10 protein-coding genes are annotated in these 16568 nt (G+C 66.6%); 6 read left to right on the top strand and 4 right to left on the bottom strand.

The window, feature by feature from the left end:
* Positions 1–6: 6 nt before the first annotated feature.
* The 4 genes from C491_RS12315 to C491_RS12300 form a co-directional block, all read right to left on the bottom strand.
* Positions 7–435: an arsenate-mycothiol transferase ArsC gene (locus C491_RS12315; RefSeq protein WP_005556701.1), complete on the bottom strand. Its 429-nt coding sequence runs from the start codon at positions 433–435 to the stop codon at positions 7–9.
* A 121-nt stretch (positions 436–556) separates the two neighbouring features.
* Positions 557–991: a universal stress protein gene (locus tag C491_RS12310; protein WP_005556699.1), complete on the bottom strand. Its 435-nt coding sequence runs from the start codon at positions 989–991 to the stop codon at positions 557–559.
* 162 nt (positions 992–1153) lie between these two features.
* Complete coding sequence (locus C491_RS12305; RefSeq protein ID WP_005556697.1) at positions 1154–1744, bottom strand: 50S ribosomal protein L15e; 591 nt, start codon at positions 1742–1744, stop codon at positions 1154–1156.
* Between the two features lie 221 nt (positions 1745–1965).
* Positions 1966–2160 carry a hypothetical protein gene (locus tag C491_RS12300; RefSeq protein WP_005556694.1) on the bottom strand — a complete coding sequence of 65 codons (195 nt, stop codon included), beginning with the start codon at positions 2158–2160 and terminating at the stop codon, positions 1966–1968.
* 593 nt (positions 2161–2753) lie between these two features.
* Between C491_RS12300 and C491_RS12295 the strand changes: the two genes are divergently transcribed.
* The 6 genes from C491_RS12295 (at position 2754) to C491_RS12270 (ending at position 16513) form a co-directional block, all read left to right on the top strand.
* Positions 2754–4844 carry an LVIVD repeat-containing protein gene (locus C491_RS12295; RefSeq protein ID WP_005556692.1) on the top strand — a complete coding sequence of 697 codons (2091 nt, stop codon included), beginning with the start codon at positions 2754–2756 and terminating at the stop codon, positions 4842–4844.
* A 344-nt stretch (positions 4845–5188) separates the two neighbouring features.
* A complete protein-coding gene (locus C491_RS12290; protein WP_005556691.1) occupies positions 5189–7198 on the top strand; it encodes a bacterio-opsin activator domain-containing protein in 2010 nt (669 codons plus the stop codon).
* A gap of 151 nt (positions 7199–7349) precedes the next feature.
* On the top strand, positions 7350–9956 hold the full coding sequence (locus C491_RS12285) for a S8 family serine peptidase (RefSeq protein WP_160167152.1): 2607 nt from the start codon (positions 7350–7352) through the stop codon (positions 9954–9956).
* A 115-nt stretch (positions 9957–10071) separates the two neighbouring features.
* Positions 10072–11553, top strand: a complete 1482-nt coding sequence (locus C491_RS12280; protein WP_005556687.1) for a S8 family peptidase — start codon at positions 10072–10074, stop codon at positions 11551–11553.
* A gap of 51 nt (positions 11554–11604) precedes the next feature.
* Positions 11605–14931 carry a M14 family metallopeptidase gene (locus C491_RS12275; protein WP_005556685.1) on the top strand — a complete coding sequence of 1109 codons (3327 nt, stop codon included), beginning with the start codon at positions 11605–11607 and terminating at the stop codon, positions 14929–14931.
* Positions 14932–15016: 85 nt separating this feature from the next.
* Complete coding sequence (locus C491_RS12270; RefSeq protein WP_005556683.1) at positions 15017–16513, top strand: S8 family serine peptidase; 1497 nt, start codon at positions 15017–15019, stop codon at positions 16511–16513.
* Positions 16514–16568 lie beyond the last annotated feature (55 nt).

Below are 16568 nucleotides of genomic sequence, written 5' to 3'. Positions count from 1 at the left end.
GGTCAACTATTCGTTTCGCTCGGCCTCGAGCTCGTCGAACAGCGCCTCGACGCGGTCCTGCACGTCCTCGCGGATCTCGTGAACCCGCTCGAGCTCCTTCCCGTGAGGATCCTCGAGGTCCCAGTCCCGGATGTCGGTGTCGGCATCGAGCTCGAGAGTCGAACACCCCATCGTCACGACGTAGTCGCAGGCCTTGAGCTCCGCATCGGAGACCTCCTGTGGCGTTCGATCGGAGAGATCGAACCCTTCCTTGGCCATCGCCTCGCGGACGACGTCGTGGACCGACTCGGCGGGGTGGGTTCCTCCGGAGACGATCTCGACCTCACCCTCGAGCCCGCGGGCCTCGCGCTCACGCTCGGCGTAGACGGTCGCCATCTGGCTGCGGCCGGCGTTTTGCACGCACACCATCGCGATGCGAGTCGGATCGGCTTCCATACGACGCTCTCTCCAGGCCGCGACCTAATGGTTCGTATGTTCGACGGTGTGAAAATCGTAGACACAGGTGCGGCTACGTCCTGCAAGCGGTTTCCGGAACACGAAGCCGCAAGGGCCGGCTTCAGCGGACGATCGTCACCGGAACCGGGGAGCGTCTGGCGATGGTCTCGGCGACGCTTCCCAGGAGAATTCGGCTGGCGCCGGTTCGTCCGTGGCTGCCGACGACGATCTGGTCGAACTCGTTGTCCTCGGCGTAGTCGACGATCGACCGGGAGATCCCGCCGACGATCTTGTCCGTTTCGATGGTCGCGCCGAGCTGACTCGCGTGTTCGGCCGCGTCCTCGAGGATGTTCTCGGCTCGCGTCTCGTGGTGATCCTGGATCTCGTCGTAGTTCGCCATTGCCCCGCCCTCGATCCCCGTCGCCGCGTAGAAGTCGCCCGGATCGAGGACGTGGAGTGCCGTCACCGACGCTTCGGGATGTTCCTCGAGCGCGAACTCGAGGGCCTGTGTCGAGCGGTCCGAGTCGTCGATCGGAACGAGGATTCGTTTCGCCATGGCTTGGTGTACAGTATCATCCCAAATAAGTACACCCCACGAACGGTCACGCAGTAGGGCGATTCTCGCTCTGCGAGCGGGGGATCGTGGGACGATTTCGTCCCGCTCGCAGAGCCGTGGCTATCGACGTTCAAAGAATCGAAAATCGGGTTCGAGCCGGCGTTACTTCGCGCGGCCCTGGCCGCCCGTGTTGGACGGGCGGACCTTCTCGGCGCCCTTGCCGCGGTTGTTCAGCCCGCGGTTTGCCTTGCCGGCGTTCGTGAGGCCGCGGAACGCGCGGTTGGTGTGGGCGTCGTCGCAGATCCAGTTGAGGTCGTCGTCGTTCTGGATCGCGGGGTGTTCGGGATCCACGAGGATCACTTCGAACCATTTCTGCGAGCCGTCCTCGCCGACCCAGTAGCTGTTGAGCACCCGCAGGTTGGGGTACTTCCGGGAGACCCGTTCCTCACCGATGCGCTGGATGTTCTTGCGCCGGCCGATCCGGTTGACACCCTGGCGCTTGGTTCGGCGACCAGCCTTGTGTCGCTGTTTTCGGGCCGTCCCCTTGCGGACGGAGACGCGAGTGACGATAATGCCCTGCTTGGCCTTGTAGCCGAGTTCGCGGGCCTTGTCGAGTCGGGTCGGACGATCGATTCGCTCGATCGCACCCTGGTCGCGCCACTCCTGTTTGCGCTGCCACTGCAGTTCACCGAGTTTGCCGTCGTCGGGGTCCTTCCACGCGTCCTTGATGTGGGAGTAGAAGCTCTTTGCCATCGTGATCACTGCGGGCGTTTCCTGGTTCAACCCAGCGGGCCGGCCCCGCGGATCACATCCCGACCTGTGGGCGTCGATACCGAACAGGTGCCCGCCGGCGCCCGCGACCCAGCGAGTTATCCTGATCTATCGGACTGCCGAGTATAAACGCTTCGAACCGCGACGAGGTCGCCCGCGTCTGCTGTTCCCTACGACCGATGTCTCTCCTGCCCTCGAGCCGCTCACGCCGGCTCGAGCAGTTCGTACTCCTGGGAGAGATCGTCCCAGAGCCGATCGACCGACTGCATCGATTCGAGCGACTCGACCCGGTGTCGTAGCTGCTGAGCCTCGTCCTTCGACGTCATCCCCTCGCTGACCGCCTCGTCGACGACGGTCTCGAGTACGTCCCGTTGATACTCGAGTGGTGTCTCGCTCATGCTAACTGTACTCATACCATCACCCAAGTTAGTTATGAGATTGACTATCATCGTTCGTCAGTGCGAAGTGTTGACCAGGTACCCTCGGGGACTGCAGCCGAACGGGAGCCGAAGGGTCCGGCCGAGCCGAAGCAGCGGCGAAATCAGCGGCGTATGGCTTCTCCCGGGTAGCCCCGATGTTTTGTTTTTGCAACGCACGCAGCTGCGCTCTCGCGTCGTCCCGTCCTCAGAACGTTTCGATTCGAGCGTTTCACCGTGCAGAAACGGCGTCAGCCCCGCCGGTTCGACAGCGTAAACGGTAATAAATTCACCAATAGCTCTCTCGTCGGTCGACAGGGGGGAGACAGAAGAATCGGCCCGACGAGATATGGGCGTGACAGCCATCCATACCATCAAACACGTGGTCGGCTTCGGCCGGTGGTTGAACGGACAGGGTGTGAGCTGGTTGCGACTTCGGCTCGAAGACCGAGTCCGATAACCGTTCGAGTGGCGGTCTCGCACTCCCCGAAGCGGTCGTTGGTGTTTCCCGGCAAACGATTGCCCCTAATGGATTTGGTCAACGATTGTTGATCGTTTTTCCCGTCTGTTAGTCCATGCCGCGAGACACTCTTTCGAACGACACGCTCACAGGAACGACCAGACGCGCGGTACTGACGGCGGCTGCGGGCGCGCTGGGAGTCAGTGCGGTCGGCGGCATCGCGAGCGGTCACAAGTACACGACCGACGGCCCCCACGGCGACCAGTTCGACGGGAACCGCGCCGACGCCGCCGCCAACACCGACGTCGTCGGCTACCACAGCCTCGGCGAGATCGGCTCGGCGTCGATGGCCGGCTCCCCCGACGAGCCACACTACGGCGGCCTCACCGAGTTACGTCTCCACGACGACATCGCGGTGCTCTCGGTGTTTTCCTCGCGCGACGAGACGCCGGGTCGGGGGATGGCCGTCCTCGATATCGGGCAGTTCACGCGCGCCGAGAGCCAGGCGGCCCTCGAGTCGGCCGAACTCAACGTCCTCTCCTTTTTCGGCAACCGAAACGACGGCGCCGCCTGCATGGACGTCAAGCTCACGGACGACGGGCAGTACGCGTTCATCTCGAAGCAGCCGTTCACAGCGCTGTTCGACGAGACCGAACTCGACCTCGACGACGACGACGCGGACGCCGGTGGTGCCGACGGCGCGGCGCTCGAGGTCGTCGACATCTCCGATCCGGGCAACCCCGAGTTCGTCACGCAGTCGTCGCTGTCGGTATGGACCCTCGGTCCGCACAACGCCTGGTACCACCAGATCGGCGGCGGGGAGTACGTCTTTACGACCCACGGCGAGGACGGCGTCACCGGCGGCATCAACGTCTTTGAGTTCGATCGCGAGGCCGGAACGCTCGAGTTCGTCAACTGGTGGAACTACTCGGCCGAACTCGCCCAGCCGGGGACGGAAACCGACACCGACGGCGGCGAGGCCTACGCTCACGATATCGTCGTCCAGGACGACCCCCGGTTCGGAACGCCCGTCGCCTACCTCGCGAACTGGAACGCCGGCACCCGGCTGCTCGACGTGAGCGATCCCAAAGATATCGAGGAGCTCGGCGTCTTCGAACAGGACCGCGCCCATCACACGGTACCGGCGCCGACGCTGTTGAACGACAAGCGCGTCTTCGTCGCGGGCCACGAGAACCCCTCGAGCCACGAGGACGACGGGATCCGCAACGACGGCGAGAGCGGTCACTACTACCTCGTCGACGCCGACCCGATCGACGCCGTCCTCGCCGGCGAGCGCGACGACCCGGTCTATCTGGGGGCCTCGTCGACGCTGCGCGAGGACGGCGTCGAGCCCGCGACCCGAACCGCCTTCGAGATGTACGAGGACAACGGGCAAACGGAACTGGACTACTGGATCCTCTTCGAGTCGGACGAGCAGACGTTCGACGAGACGCCCGGCTTCGAAGCGGAGGCCGAGGACGATGACCAGGAGTACGAGGGGTTCGACGACTTCAACCTGAGCGCGCACAACCTCGACATCGACGCCGACGGGACCGTCGTCCTTGGGCACTACCACGCGGGGACACGGTTTCTGGAGATCACCGACGACTCCGGGCTCGAGGAGACCGGGTACAGCCGGGTCGGGCCCGATATTCCCGACGACGCCGCCCTCGGCGCCCTCTCGACGGGAACGCCGTTCCACTGGTGTGCGGTCGCTCGCAACGGCGTGGCCTTCGCCGGCGGGATCAACGAGGGGACGCAGGCGATCGCCCACGACGACGTGACCGTCGGCGAGGACACGCCGATCGATCTCGACGTCGAACGTGAGGCCGACGGCTCGCTGTTCACGGCGGGCCAGACCAGTCAGGTGCGGATCCACGTCGACAGCGACGAACCGGTCCGGGTCCGCGACCGTATCCCGGGCGACTGGGAGGTCGTCGGCGGCGACGTCAGCGTCGACGAGATCAGTGACGGGAAGCGCAAAGTCGTGACTGCCGACGAAACCGTCGAAGAGGGGACGGTGCGGTACTTCGTCGAGGTGCCGACCGAGCTGATCGACACCGGTTCGTACACGGTCGGGCCGGTCGAGTACGCCCGTCCCGACCCGGCGGGCGAGTACGGTGGTGGCGTCAGCGTCAACAACTTCGGCTGGCGGAAGGAGAACGGCGAGACCGTCACGAAGACCGTCGTCGGGCTCGAGACGTAGGCGGAGGTGGGAAGAACCGCGCTCTTGCCCGGGTTGTTGACCGTTTCGGGCGGCGATGGGGTAAACGCGGGGAGGCGCTCGCCCATATCAAGTGTTCTCCTCGACTCGTCGGGCGCTGTCCGTGGGCAATGTGTAAATTGTTTCAGTCGCCACGGTAGGTGGAACCCTCCGGACTCGCTCCGGCCTGGTTACGGCGGAATCGCGATCAAATGCTTACGGAGGGTCCGCCTTCTTTATCCCGTGAGTGGCATCGGGAAACCGAACGAACAGAGGAGTCGGGTGTACCGGATTCTTCAATAAATGATCGTAAGGAATTTGCAGTTTCCCGATATATATCCGCTAGCGTGAAGAGTTCCGATCGAACTGGCGATCGTCATCTCGGGTGTCGACCCAGTCGCGACCACCGAACGATCACTACGGCGCTCGTATCCAGAAACCCGGACGTCGAGGCCCTCGGAAAACGACTCGACGGGGAACGCGGGATCAACGTAACACTCCGTTCGGAGCTATCCGAGATCGGGACTCGAGCCGACCGGATCGACTGTATCGTCTGTGGCCCCGACGTTGTCGATTCGCGTATTGCCGAAAAGAAACGGGAGGTCCCGGCCAGCGCGTGGATCGTCCTCTACGAGGACAACCGGACGGCAGAACGAGCGCTCTCGGCCGGAGTCGATCGGTGCGTACACTGGGGGGACGACCGGAACGCGACGGTGGCACATCTCGCGACTGCGCTCAGAGCCGCGATCGATACCCGAGAGGCGAAGTTCACTCGGGAGGCACTCCGACGGTCGAACGATCTGTTTTTCGTCTTCGATCCGGACGGCAACCTGCTCCAGTGGAACGACCGGCTGCCCGAGGTGACCGGGTACGACGGTGACGAAATCGCGTCGATGTCGCCGTCCGACTTCGTCGCCGACGAGGACGTAGCGGCGATCGAGGCAGCGGTCCGACGGGTCCTCGAGAGCGGGAGCGTCCGAACGGAAGCGGATCTCGTAACCAAGGACGGCGAGGAGATCCCCTACGAGTTCACGGGCGCGCTGCTCGACACCGAGGAGGGCGCTCGGATCAGCGGAATCGGGCGGGACATAACGGATCGCAAACGCCGCCAGCATGCCCTGGCCGAACAGGCCGAGCAGTTGCGAACGGTGAACCACATTAACGCGGTCATCCGGGAGGTCAACCAGGCGCTCGTTCGGGCCTCGACCCGCGAAGAAATCGAGGAGGCGGTATGCACCCACCTGGCCAAAAAGGAACCGTACCGGTTCGCGTGGATCGGTGAACAGGGTGCCGCAAGCGACCACGTCACGCCGCGGGCGTGGGCGGGAATCGAAAAGGGGTATCTCGAGGACCGTCCCGATGTCGAAGCACAGCGGGGCGATCACATCACGGCGGCGACCGCGATCCGAACGGGCGAGATTCAGACCGCACTGCGCATCGCTGAGGACCCCGAGTTCGAACCGTGGCGCGAGGCGGCCCTGGAGCGTGGTTTCCGGTCGGCGATCGCGGTGCCGCTTCGCTATCGCGAAACGACCTACGGGGTGCTTTGCGTGTACGCGCCGCGTCCGGAGGCCTTCGATAAGGACGAACAGGCCGTGCTCGCCGATCTCGGCGAGACCGTCGCGTACGCGATCAGCGCGGCCGAGCGACGGCGCGCGCTCGTCACCAACTCAGTTATCGAACTCGAGTTCCTGACCCGCGATCGGTCGATCGGCTACGTGGCGCTGTCGGCGGAACTCGGCTGTGAGCTGACCGTCGAGGGGGTCTCGCCGACCGGCGACGGGGAAGTCGCCGCGTTCATCACCATAAGCGGTGCAAACTGCGAGACGGTGCTTTCGACTGTCGGCGACGACCCGGACGTCGAGGCGACCGTCGTAGCGGACCACGGGAAGGAGTGTGTCTTTCGGTTGACCGGCCCGGAGCCGTCGGTGTCCGGAACCATCGCCGATTACGGGGGCGTCGTCCGGGAGGCGGACGCCGACGACGGCGAGGGACGGTTCGTCGTCGAACTCCCCTACGACGCCGACGTCCGTGCGGTCGTCGACGGCCTCGAGGAGTACTACGACCGAACCGAACTCGTCGCCCAGCGCGAGCGCGAGCGGACCGAGCCCTCGGATGCGGTGGTCAGGGAGGCGTTCGACGATGCCCTGACAGATCGCCAGCGGGAGGTGTTGCGGGCCGCGTATCTCTCGGGCTTTTTCGACTGGCCGCGCGGGGCGAACAGCGGCGAGGTCGCCGAGGTCCTCGGGATCACGGAGCCGACCTTCCACGAGCACCTCCGGACGTGCCAGCGCAAACTCATTAGCGCGTACTTCGATCACCAGCCGCCGGTCGACCTGGCCGAACTGATGGCCTAACCGATTTGGTTCACGATTCTTTATTGTAATCTCCCTCTGTTACTCCATGTCGCAAGACAACTCTGAAAACACAACAGGCACGACGCGGCGAAAATTCGTCGCGGGAACCAGTGCGCTCGTCGGAGCCGGGCTGCTCGGAACCGGTGCCGGCGTGTCCACCGTCGGAGCCAGCGAGGACGTCGATACGGCGTTCGCGAACGTACGGGTACGCGAGGCCCTACAGGCCTGGAACCGAGGGTATCGCGGGCGAGCCGACCGAACGCTCGCACTGACAGACAGCGGCACCGACTCGCGCCACCCCGATCTCGGTCCCTGGAGCGGGGCGACGGTCTCGACGGAAGACGGGTTCGAGATCGACGGCAATCCGTTCGCTAACACCGGTGGAAACACCACCTCGAACACGACGAAACTCGTCGCCTGGCACAACGACTTCGATCGCTACGGCGAGTACTCCCGGCCGCGGGACTCCAACGGCCACGGGACCCACGTCGCCTCGATCATGGCCGGCACCGGGCGGGCAAGCGGGTTCGACGGGAGCCAATACCAGGAGGACGAACCCCGGACGACGCTCGTCCTCGGCGATACCCTCTCCTACGAGGTCGACGCCGAGGCCCACAGCGGCGTCTTCGCCAGCGTCTACGGCGAACTCGTCGAGATCGCGATCGAGGGTCCCGACGGCGAGGAGATCACGACCTCCAGCGACCTCGTGGGCACGAGCCTCGAGGAAAACGTCGTCGCCCAGACGCCGACGGTCCACGACGACGGCGAGGAGACCTACACCGTCCACGTCCGCGCCCAGGAGGGCGAACTCGTCTCGTCGGGGACCGTCGAGCGCGTGGCCGTCGGCGCGTTCGTCGATCCGACCGACACCGTCGGCGACCGGACCGAAGACGGCGACCGCTCGATGCACGCCGGCATCGCGCCCGACGCTGGCATCGTCTCGCTGTCGGGACTCGGCGACCCGACCGTCGAGATGGGTGACTACGCGGAGGAGTTTGCCGAGGAGCTCAACGTCCGCGCGGTGAACATGTCCTGGGGATACGTCGGCGGCGTCCCGCTCGGCGCGGCCGGCGGACGCCTCGACGACGTCCCCGAGGCCATCGGAAACCTGGCGGACGCGGGGATCCTCTCGGTCGCGGCGGCCGGCAACGACGCCACGCCGGCTTCCGGAAACGCCGCACCAGCGGTCGTCCGCGAGGCGATCTCGGTCGTCGCGACCGGCGCCCGTGACGGGATCTCGGCGTACTCCTCCGGGGGGATCGCTGGCATCGACGAACACGACGAGCCCTACATGAAACCCGACGTCACCGCCCCCGGCGGGACGTTGAACGTCCCCGACATCGCCGCACTGCAGGGCGAGCCCGAAGACGACGTCACCGAGACCGAACCCGAAGACGACGTCGCCGACGCCGAACTCGAGCCCGTCTCCGAGCTCGACGAGGTAGACGAGAGCGATCTCGAGCCGAAGACCACCTTCGACGACGCGATCACCGGCCCCGCCGACTACGAGGTCGACCTCGCCGACTCCGTCCTCGACGCCCTGGGGGACGTCAGCCTCGACACGTCGCTGGAGTCGCCGCTGGCCGGCGCGAACACCGAGGGCGACGGGAGCGACGGTGTCCGCGATTATACCGGAAAGGCCGGGACCTCGATGGCAGCGCCCTCCCTGGCGGGGATCGCCGGCGTCGTCGCGGAAGCGATGGAGTTCGACGCACCCGAGGCGATCGCACTCGACGAGCCGGCCGGCGCCGACCGGGACGACGTCTTCCGGCTCAAACAGACCCTGCTGGCGACCGCGAGCGAGACGGCGCTGACCGCGGCCCCCTACCACCGGGCGAAGGCGCCCCGGTACACCCACGGCGGCCGCGACCAGTTCGAGGGATACGGCCGGGCGAACGTCGGCCCCGCAATCGACGCCGCGACCCGCGATCTCACCGACGACGCCGTCTCGGGAACCGTCGGCCTCGCCGTCCCCGAGGACGAACGGGCGATCGCCGGACACGTCCGCGTGAGCGATCCTGGCGAGATCGACGCCGAGGTCGCCTTCAGCCACTACAGCGGCGGGAACGAGAGTGCGACCAAGGGCGACCCACACGTCGATCTCTTCCTCTACGACGCCCAGAACCCCGACGAGCAGACCGGTGATCCGACGATCGTCGACAGCGACGCCGGTATCGAGGGCGACGCCGCGGTCTCGACGACGGTCTCCCCGGACGACCTCGAGAACAACGGCGGCGAGCGCGTGTTCTACGTCGTCGCGAAGCTGGTGAACGTCCCCGGACTGGTCAACGGCTTCGACTGCCGGGCCCACCTCGACCTCGAGACCGCGTTCGACGAAGCGGGGCTGCTCGTCGAGGGCGAGCGCGAGGACGACGCCTCCGTGTTCACCGGCGGCCAGACGAACCGCACCGAACTCGACGTCGAGGTCCGCCACCCCGACGGCGAGGAGGTCATGGTCCGGGATACGGTGCCCGAAGATTGGGACGTCGACGAGGACCACGGCGACGTCGAGGCGACGACTCCCGCCTTCGGCGGCGGCACCCACGTCTACTTCGGCGTCGACGACCCCCAGGACGCCTACGAGGAGCTGACTCACTTCGCCGAGGCGCCCGACGAGATCGAGGACTCCGGACGGGACACGTTCGGACCGATCGCCGTCACCACCGACACGGACGACGACGGCACGCTCACCGACCGCGAGTGGACCACGATCAGCGGTACGGACCGGACGGTTACCGTCGTTGCCGAGGAAACCTGATCGTCCCGACCGGGCGTTCGACCGGATAACGCCCTTCTTCCCGAACCGACGGAACCGCCACACCACGGGCGCTCGAGTGCGCCGTGTGAATCGATCCCACCGATCACGAAACCGAATGCCACCCACCCAACACTCGACAGTATCGAACCGACGCCAGGTCCTCCGGCTCGTCGGCGCAGCCGGCGCCGGGGCGGTCGCGCTCAGCGGGAGCGCTGCCGCGACCCTCGCGGAGGGCCTCGAGACCGACACCGACGACCTCCAGGAGACGCTGGTCGTCTTCGAGGACGTCGACGACGTCGATCGCCTCGCGGAGCTGGACCTCGCGGAGGGGTTCTACGGCTACGAGACGCTCCCGATCGGCTACAGCCTGCTCTCAGGCGATCAGCTCGAGACCGTCGCCGGCTGGGACGAGGTCCGGCGCGTCTCGCCGAACGTCGAACTTGACTGGGAGCACGACGACGCCAGACCCGACACCCGTGCCCGCGACGTCCAGGAGGGTGAGGACCTCGAGACGCCCTACACCGGCGAGAACGTCCACGCGGCCGTTATCGACACGGGTATTGATGGCGCCCACCCGGACCTCGAGGAGAACCTCGAAGCGAACTGGCAGTGGGTCGGGAACCCGCTCGACGAGAGCGGCGACGAGGACGTCTGGGTCGATCTCGGCCTCACGAACAGCGACGACGTCGGCCACGGCACCCACTGCAGCGGAAGCATCGGCGCCGACGGATCCGAGAGCGACGGTGAGTACCGCGGGATGGCGCCCGACGTCACGCTGACGTCGTACTCGACGAACGCGTCGGTCACGCTGCTGAAGGCCACGTCGGCGTACGACCACCTGCTCGCGCTCCAAGAGGACGGCGAACACGAGATCCACCTCGCGTCGAACTCCTACGGCGCCGGCCCCGGCGAGTTCGATCCCTGGGATCCGCTGAACGTCGCCACCTGGTACGCCTACGAGGCCGACGTCCTCGTCGCGTTCTCGGCGGGCAACGACGGGCCCGAGAACGACACGCTCGGCCAGCGCAAGCAGGCGCCGTACGTGATGAACGTCGCCGCCACCCACGCGGATCAGTCGGTCACCGACTTCTCCTCGCGGGGTGACGTCGAGGGCAACCACGACCGCGAGACGGCCTTCGAGAACGTCGCCGACTTCTACTCGGGCGTTCCGGAGGACGAGATCGACGGCCCGCTCGGGCTCCACCGTCCGAGCGTCGCCGCGAAGGGCGCCGACGTGATGAGCACGCTGAATCCCGCCCAACCGCTGTGGGCGCTGGAGGACGACGACGAGCTGTGGTACGGTCTGTTGAGTGGAACGAGCATGGCCTGTCCCGTCGCCGTCGGCTGTGCCGCCCTCGCGCTCGACGCCTACCTCGAACACCACGGCGAGGTCCCCGACCCGATCGACGTGATCTCGACGCTCGAGGCGACCGCGGATCTCGCGGCGACCGACGAACTCGAGGACGCGAACGGGACGGCCGACTACACGACGACCAACGCCGGTGCGGGCTACGTCGACGCGCTGGCGGCCGCACAGCGGGTCGAGGACGGCGACCTGGCGACGTTCGACGAGATCGAACTGGCCGGCGGAGAGTAGCGACGGCACCGAACCGACCGACCAACCGACCAGACGCGAACTCCAGAGACTATGAGCAAGCACGATCCATCCACCGACCGAGGAAGCGAAACCGACGACCAACACGACCACCGCGGCCACGGTCACGGCCACGAGGTCCCGGACGCAGGCGCGTTCGACGGCGTCTCCATCGACCGCCGGCAGTTCGGCAAGCTGGCCGCGGCCGTCGGCGCGGCGCTGACCCTGCCCGGCAACGCCGTCGCCGACCTCGTGGATTCGGCGATGACCGACGAGTACGAGTACGTCGTCAACCACACACCCGACGACTACGCGGTCGCGACGCTGATTCGCCTCGAGGACGAATCGGCGATCGATGACCTGCTGGGCCTCGGCCTCGACCTCGAGGCGGCGACGAACGACGACCTCGTCCTCGAGAGTCCGCCGGCCGTCTACGCGCAGCTGACGACGGCGCAGGTCGAGGAGGCCCTCGACCTCCCGAGCACCGAAGAGTTGAGCTACACGCCGGGCTCGAACCCGTTCTGGCGACTGGGTGAGTACCCGCTCGGCGTCTTCCCGGCGCCCTATCGCTCCGTCGACTTCATCCACTACGAGCAGATGATCGACGGGATGGACCACCTCGAGGCAGAGCACGCGGACACGCTCAACTTCTACGCGCTCGCCGACGCGGACAACCCTCACGACGTCACCTACGACCAGAGCCCCGGCCACACCAACAACTTCACCGACCGGCACGACCCGAAGGACCTCCACGTCGCCGAACTGACGAAACCGCCCGAAGGGTACGACACCGTTGCGGAGTTCCGCGAGAGCGACGAGTTCGCCGACCGACAGAAGGTGGTGTTCGAGGCCTCGATACACGGCCTCGAGCGCGCCGGTCCCGAGGCCTGTTACCGCTTCATCGAGCGCATCGTGACCGGCCGAGAGACCGAGTACGAGCGGCTGCTCGAGGAGTGCGTGCTCATCATCCTCTCGGTGAACCCCGACGGCTGGGTGGCTCGCGATCCGCAGTACGACAGCGGCTGGCAGGTCGCCGGCGAGGGGCGGGACGACACCCGCCTCCCCGCCTGGCCGCAGTACGAGCGGGGCAACTCCCAGGTGTTCGACACCAACCGCCAGTACCCCAGCATCGGGTGGATCGACCCGGCCCACCACCCTGGTGAACCCGACGAGAGCCGCTGGGCCGAGGACAACCCTCACGACATCATCAACACGGTGCCGGACGCGATGGGGGCCGTCGAGCACTTCCGCCAGTACGACAACCTCACCCACGGCGCCGACCTCCACGCGATGCTGTGGAACTCCGATTTCATCCTGGGGCTGATCAACCAGATCGAGTACACCCAGGACGAGTTCCACGATCTCTACGAGATGAATCAGGTCTTAGAGGAGAGTCTCGAGGAGAAACTCGACGAATGGGAGGGGCTCGCCGACGCACAGGAGGCGGCGACGGACGACTTCAACACCGATGCGATGGGCTTCCCGGTACTCCCCGAGACCGCCTACGACTACTCGACGATCTGGGACACGATCGGCTACACCATCACTGGCGGGCTGATCGGCTTCATGGGCGCCTCGGAGGAACGGGGCGGCCTGGACATGACGACGATGGCCTTCGAGATGGCGTACAGCCACATGGTCGGCGGGAACAAGTACGAACCCGCCCTGGCCGAGATGTGGGTCGAGGGCTACATGGAATCGATGCGGACGATGACCGAGTACGCGCTGCGGGACGTCGACAGCGAGGTCGCGACCGCCGACGGCGAGGGCGAGACGGTTGCCTACGTCACGAGCGATACCCTCACCCGCAGCTCCGAGGACCTCGAGTTCCTGCAGGACGATCCAGATAACGAGGAGACCACCACCGACCTCTCGAGCGAGCAGTACGAGGCCGAGGTCGACCCCGAGGAGACCGGAACCGTCGCCTTCGACGTCGCGGAGGGGCTGCACACCCTCTCGGTCCACGCCCACGCCGAGCAGGACCTGGCCGACGTCGTCCTCTTCGATCCCGACGGCGAGGAAGTCCGCGCCTACCGCCCCTCCGAGACCGGCGGCGAGGCCCACCACGACTTCGAGCCGTTCGTGATTCGAGAGCCCGACGCCGGCGAGTGGAGCCTCGAGATCACGAGCCTGATGGCCGAGAACCCGGTCGCGATGGACGTCAACGTCGGCACCCTCCAGTCCGAGTACGACCACCCCGATCCGCGCGACGCGCTCGGGTTCGAACAGGAGGCGTACGAGGTGACGCCGCTCGCCTTCTTCGAGGACTTCGATACCGACAACGAACTGGTCGCGACCGAGGCGCTCACCCCCGAGGAGGTCGCCGAAGCGGGCGTCGACGCCGACCACCTCGTGATCGTCCACGACGACCGCGGCGACGACCCCGAGGGGTACGTCGCAAACGTCGACGAGTTCGTCGACGCGGGCGGCAACCTCGTCGTGACCGACACCGGCCTCCACCTGCTGGCCGACATGGAGACCGCCTCCGAGATCGGCGACGACGACGTCACCGACGAGACGTTCGGCGTCAGTCACCTCGAGGACAAAGACGAGGACCACCCGCTGCTGACCGACACCCGACCGATCCAGCGGATGACCTGGAAGGTGGCGCCACTGGGCTACCCCTACGCCGACGACGCCCCGATGACGCTGCTCGACGCGGACGCGTTCGAAGCGTCGGGCGGTGCGGTCGCCGGCACGACCGACGATCTGGTGAGCGCGGGCTCGATCTTCACCGACGACGAGGAGTGGCAGGGCATCCACGCGATCGGCGGCCTCCTGCCGCCGGCCAGCCAGGAGGAGCTCCACCCGTTCGGGCTCAAAAACTACGTGCTCGCGTACTTCGGGCTCACGGCGTTCGTCAACGCCCTCGGGATGGAACAGCGCCGGTTCGTCGACGGCGACCTCGAGCGGACGATCGGCGACGCCGACCAGGATCCGGCTCCCGTCGCCCAGCCCGAACCCGAGTTCGAGGCCACAGGCGAGCGCGATGACTCCGGCTCCGTCTTCACGGGCGGCCAGACCAACCGCACCGAACTCGACGTCGAGGTCCTCGAGCCTGAGGACGAGCCCGTCCTCGTCCGCGATACGGTGCCCGAGAACTGGGACGTCGACGAGGACCACGGCGACGTCGAGGCGACGACGCCGGCGACGGACGGCGGCACCCACGTCTACTTCGGCGTCGACGATCCCCAGGACGCCTACGAGGAGCTGACCCACTTCGCCGAGGCACCCGACGACGTCCTGGACAGCGACGTCTACGAGTTCGGTCCGATCGCCGTCTCGCGCGATACCGACGACGACGCCACGCTGACCGACCGGGAGTGGATCGACCTCGAGGGGACCGACCGAGAGGTGACCGTCGTCGCGGAGGACACGTAACCGAACTGCCGGGACGATCCCGGTTGCGAGTCGGCGACACGATCGATCGAACCGAGAAACGACCAACCGATACCCGAACACGACCATGACAGACACCACAAACTCGACCACCGAGACGCGAACCGACGCAGCCAGTGCATCGACCCGCAGACGATTCGTCGCCGGCGTCGGCGCCGCCGGTCTCGCGACGACGCTCCCCTTCGCCGGGAGCGCGGCGGCCGACGAGACGATCGTCGACGAGACGCTCGACACCGCGAGCGACGCCCTCCAGGAGACCCTCGTCGTCTTCGAGGAGAACGACCAGGTCGACCGCCTCGCGGAACTGGACCTCGCTCTGGGGTATCACTCCTTCGCGGTCCTCCCGGTCGGCTACACCGAACTCACGGGCGAGCAGCTGCTCGCGGTCGCCGACTGGGACGAGGTCAGGTACGTCTCCGCGAACCGCGACCTGGAGTACTTCAACGACGACAGCCGGGAGACGACCGGTGCCGACCGCGTCCAGGACGGCGAGGACCTCGAGACGGCCTACACCGGCGAGAACGTTCACACGGCCGTCATCGACACCGGCGTCGATGGCGCCCACCCCGACCTCGAAGGGAACCTCGAAGCGAACTGGCAGTGGGTCGGCGATCCGCTCGAGCAGGACGTCCTCTGGGAGGACCTCGGGCCCGTGAACACCGACGACAACGGGCACGGGACCCACTGTTGTGGCACCGTCGGCGGCGACGGCACCGAGAGCGACGGCGAGTACAAGGGGATCGCTCCCGACACGGCGCTGACCTCCTACTCGGCGAACCTCTCGCTGACGCTCGTCACGATCGTCGCGGCCTATGACCACATGATCGAGCGCAAGCAGTCGGGCGAGACCGATATCCAGGTCGTGTCGAACTCGTACGGGCTGGCCGAGGACGAGGACTACGACCCGAACGATCCGGGCAACGTCGCCACCTGGCACGCGTTCGAGGCCGACATCCTGCCCGTGTTCGCCGCCGGCAACGACGGCCCCGAGACGAACACGCTTAACTTCTACACCCGCGGCCCCCACGTCCTGGGTGTGGCGGCGACCGAGGCCGACCAGACGGTAACCGACTTCTCCTCGCGCGGACGGTCCCCCGACTTCGATGGAGTGACCAACTACGACCGCGAGACGGCCTTCGAGAACCACCAGGCGTTCTACTCGGGCGACGACCCGGACGGCCCGCTGGGAGTCTACCGCAACGGCGTCGCCGCGAAGGGCGGAAGCGTGATGAGCACGCTCAACCCCACCCACGCGCTGCAGGCGACCGAAACCGACGAGGAGATCTTCTACGGCCGCCTCTCGGGGACGAGTATGGCCTGTCCCGGCGTCGCCGGCTGTGCGACGCTGGTCGTCGACGCCTACTACGAGACCCACGGCGAGTACCCCGACGCGATCGACGTGCTGAAGACGCTCGAGGCGACGGCCGTCGAGGACGTCCACGACGACTACACCGCGGAATCGGTCGGTGCCGGGTTCGCCGACGTCTACGCCGCGGTCGAACGGGCGGAGGCAGACGACCTCGCCGACTTCGGCGAGGCCACAATCGCACCTGGCGGCGAGTAGTCGGACCGGAACCCAACGATCTGAGCCAGCTTATCCGTAGACTTTTGTTGTATTT

The organism is Natronococcus amylolyticus DSM 10524 (genome assembly GCF_000337675.1).
Classification (GTDB): domain Archaea; phylum Halobacteriota; class Halobacteria; order Halobacteriales; family Natrialbaceae; genus Natronococcus; species Natronococcus amylolyticus.
Note: the sequence above shows the minus strand (reverse complement) of the source record. Positions and strands in the feature narration are given on the sequence as shown.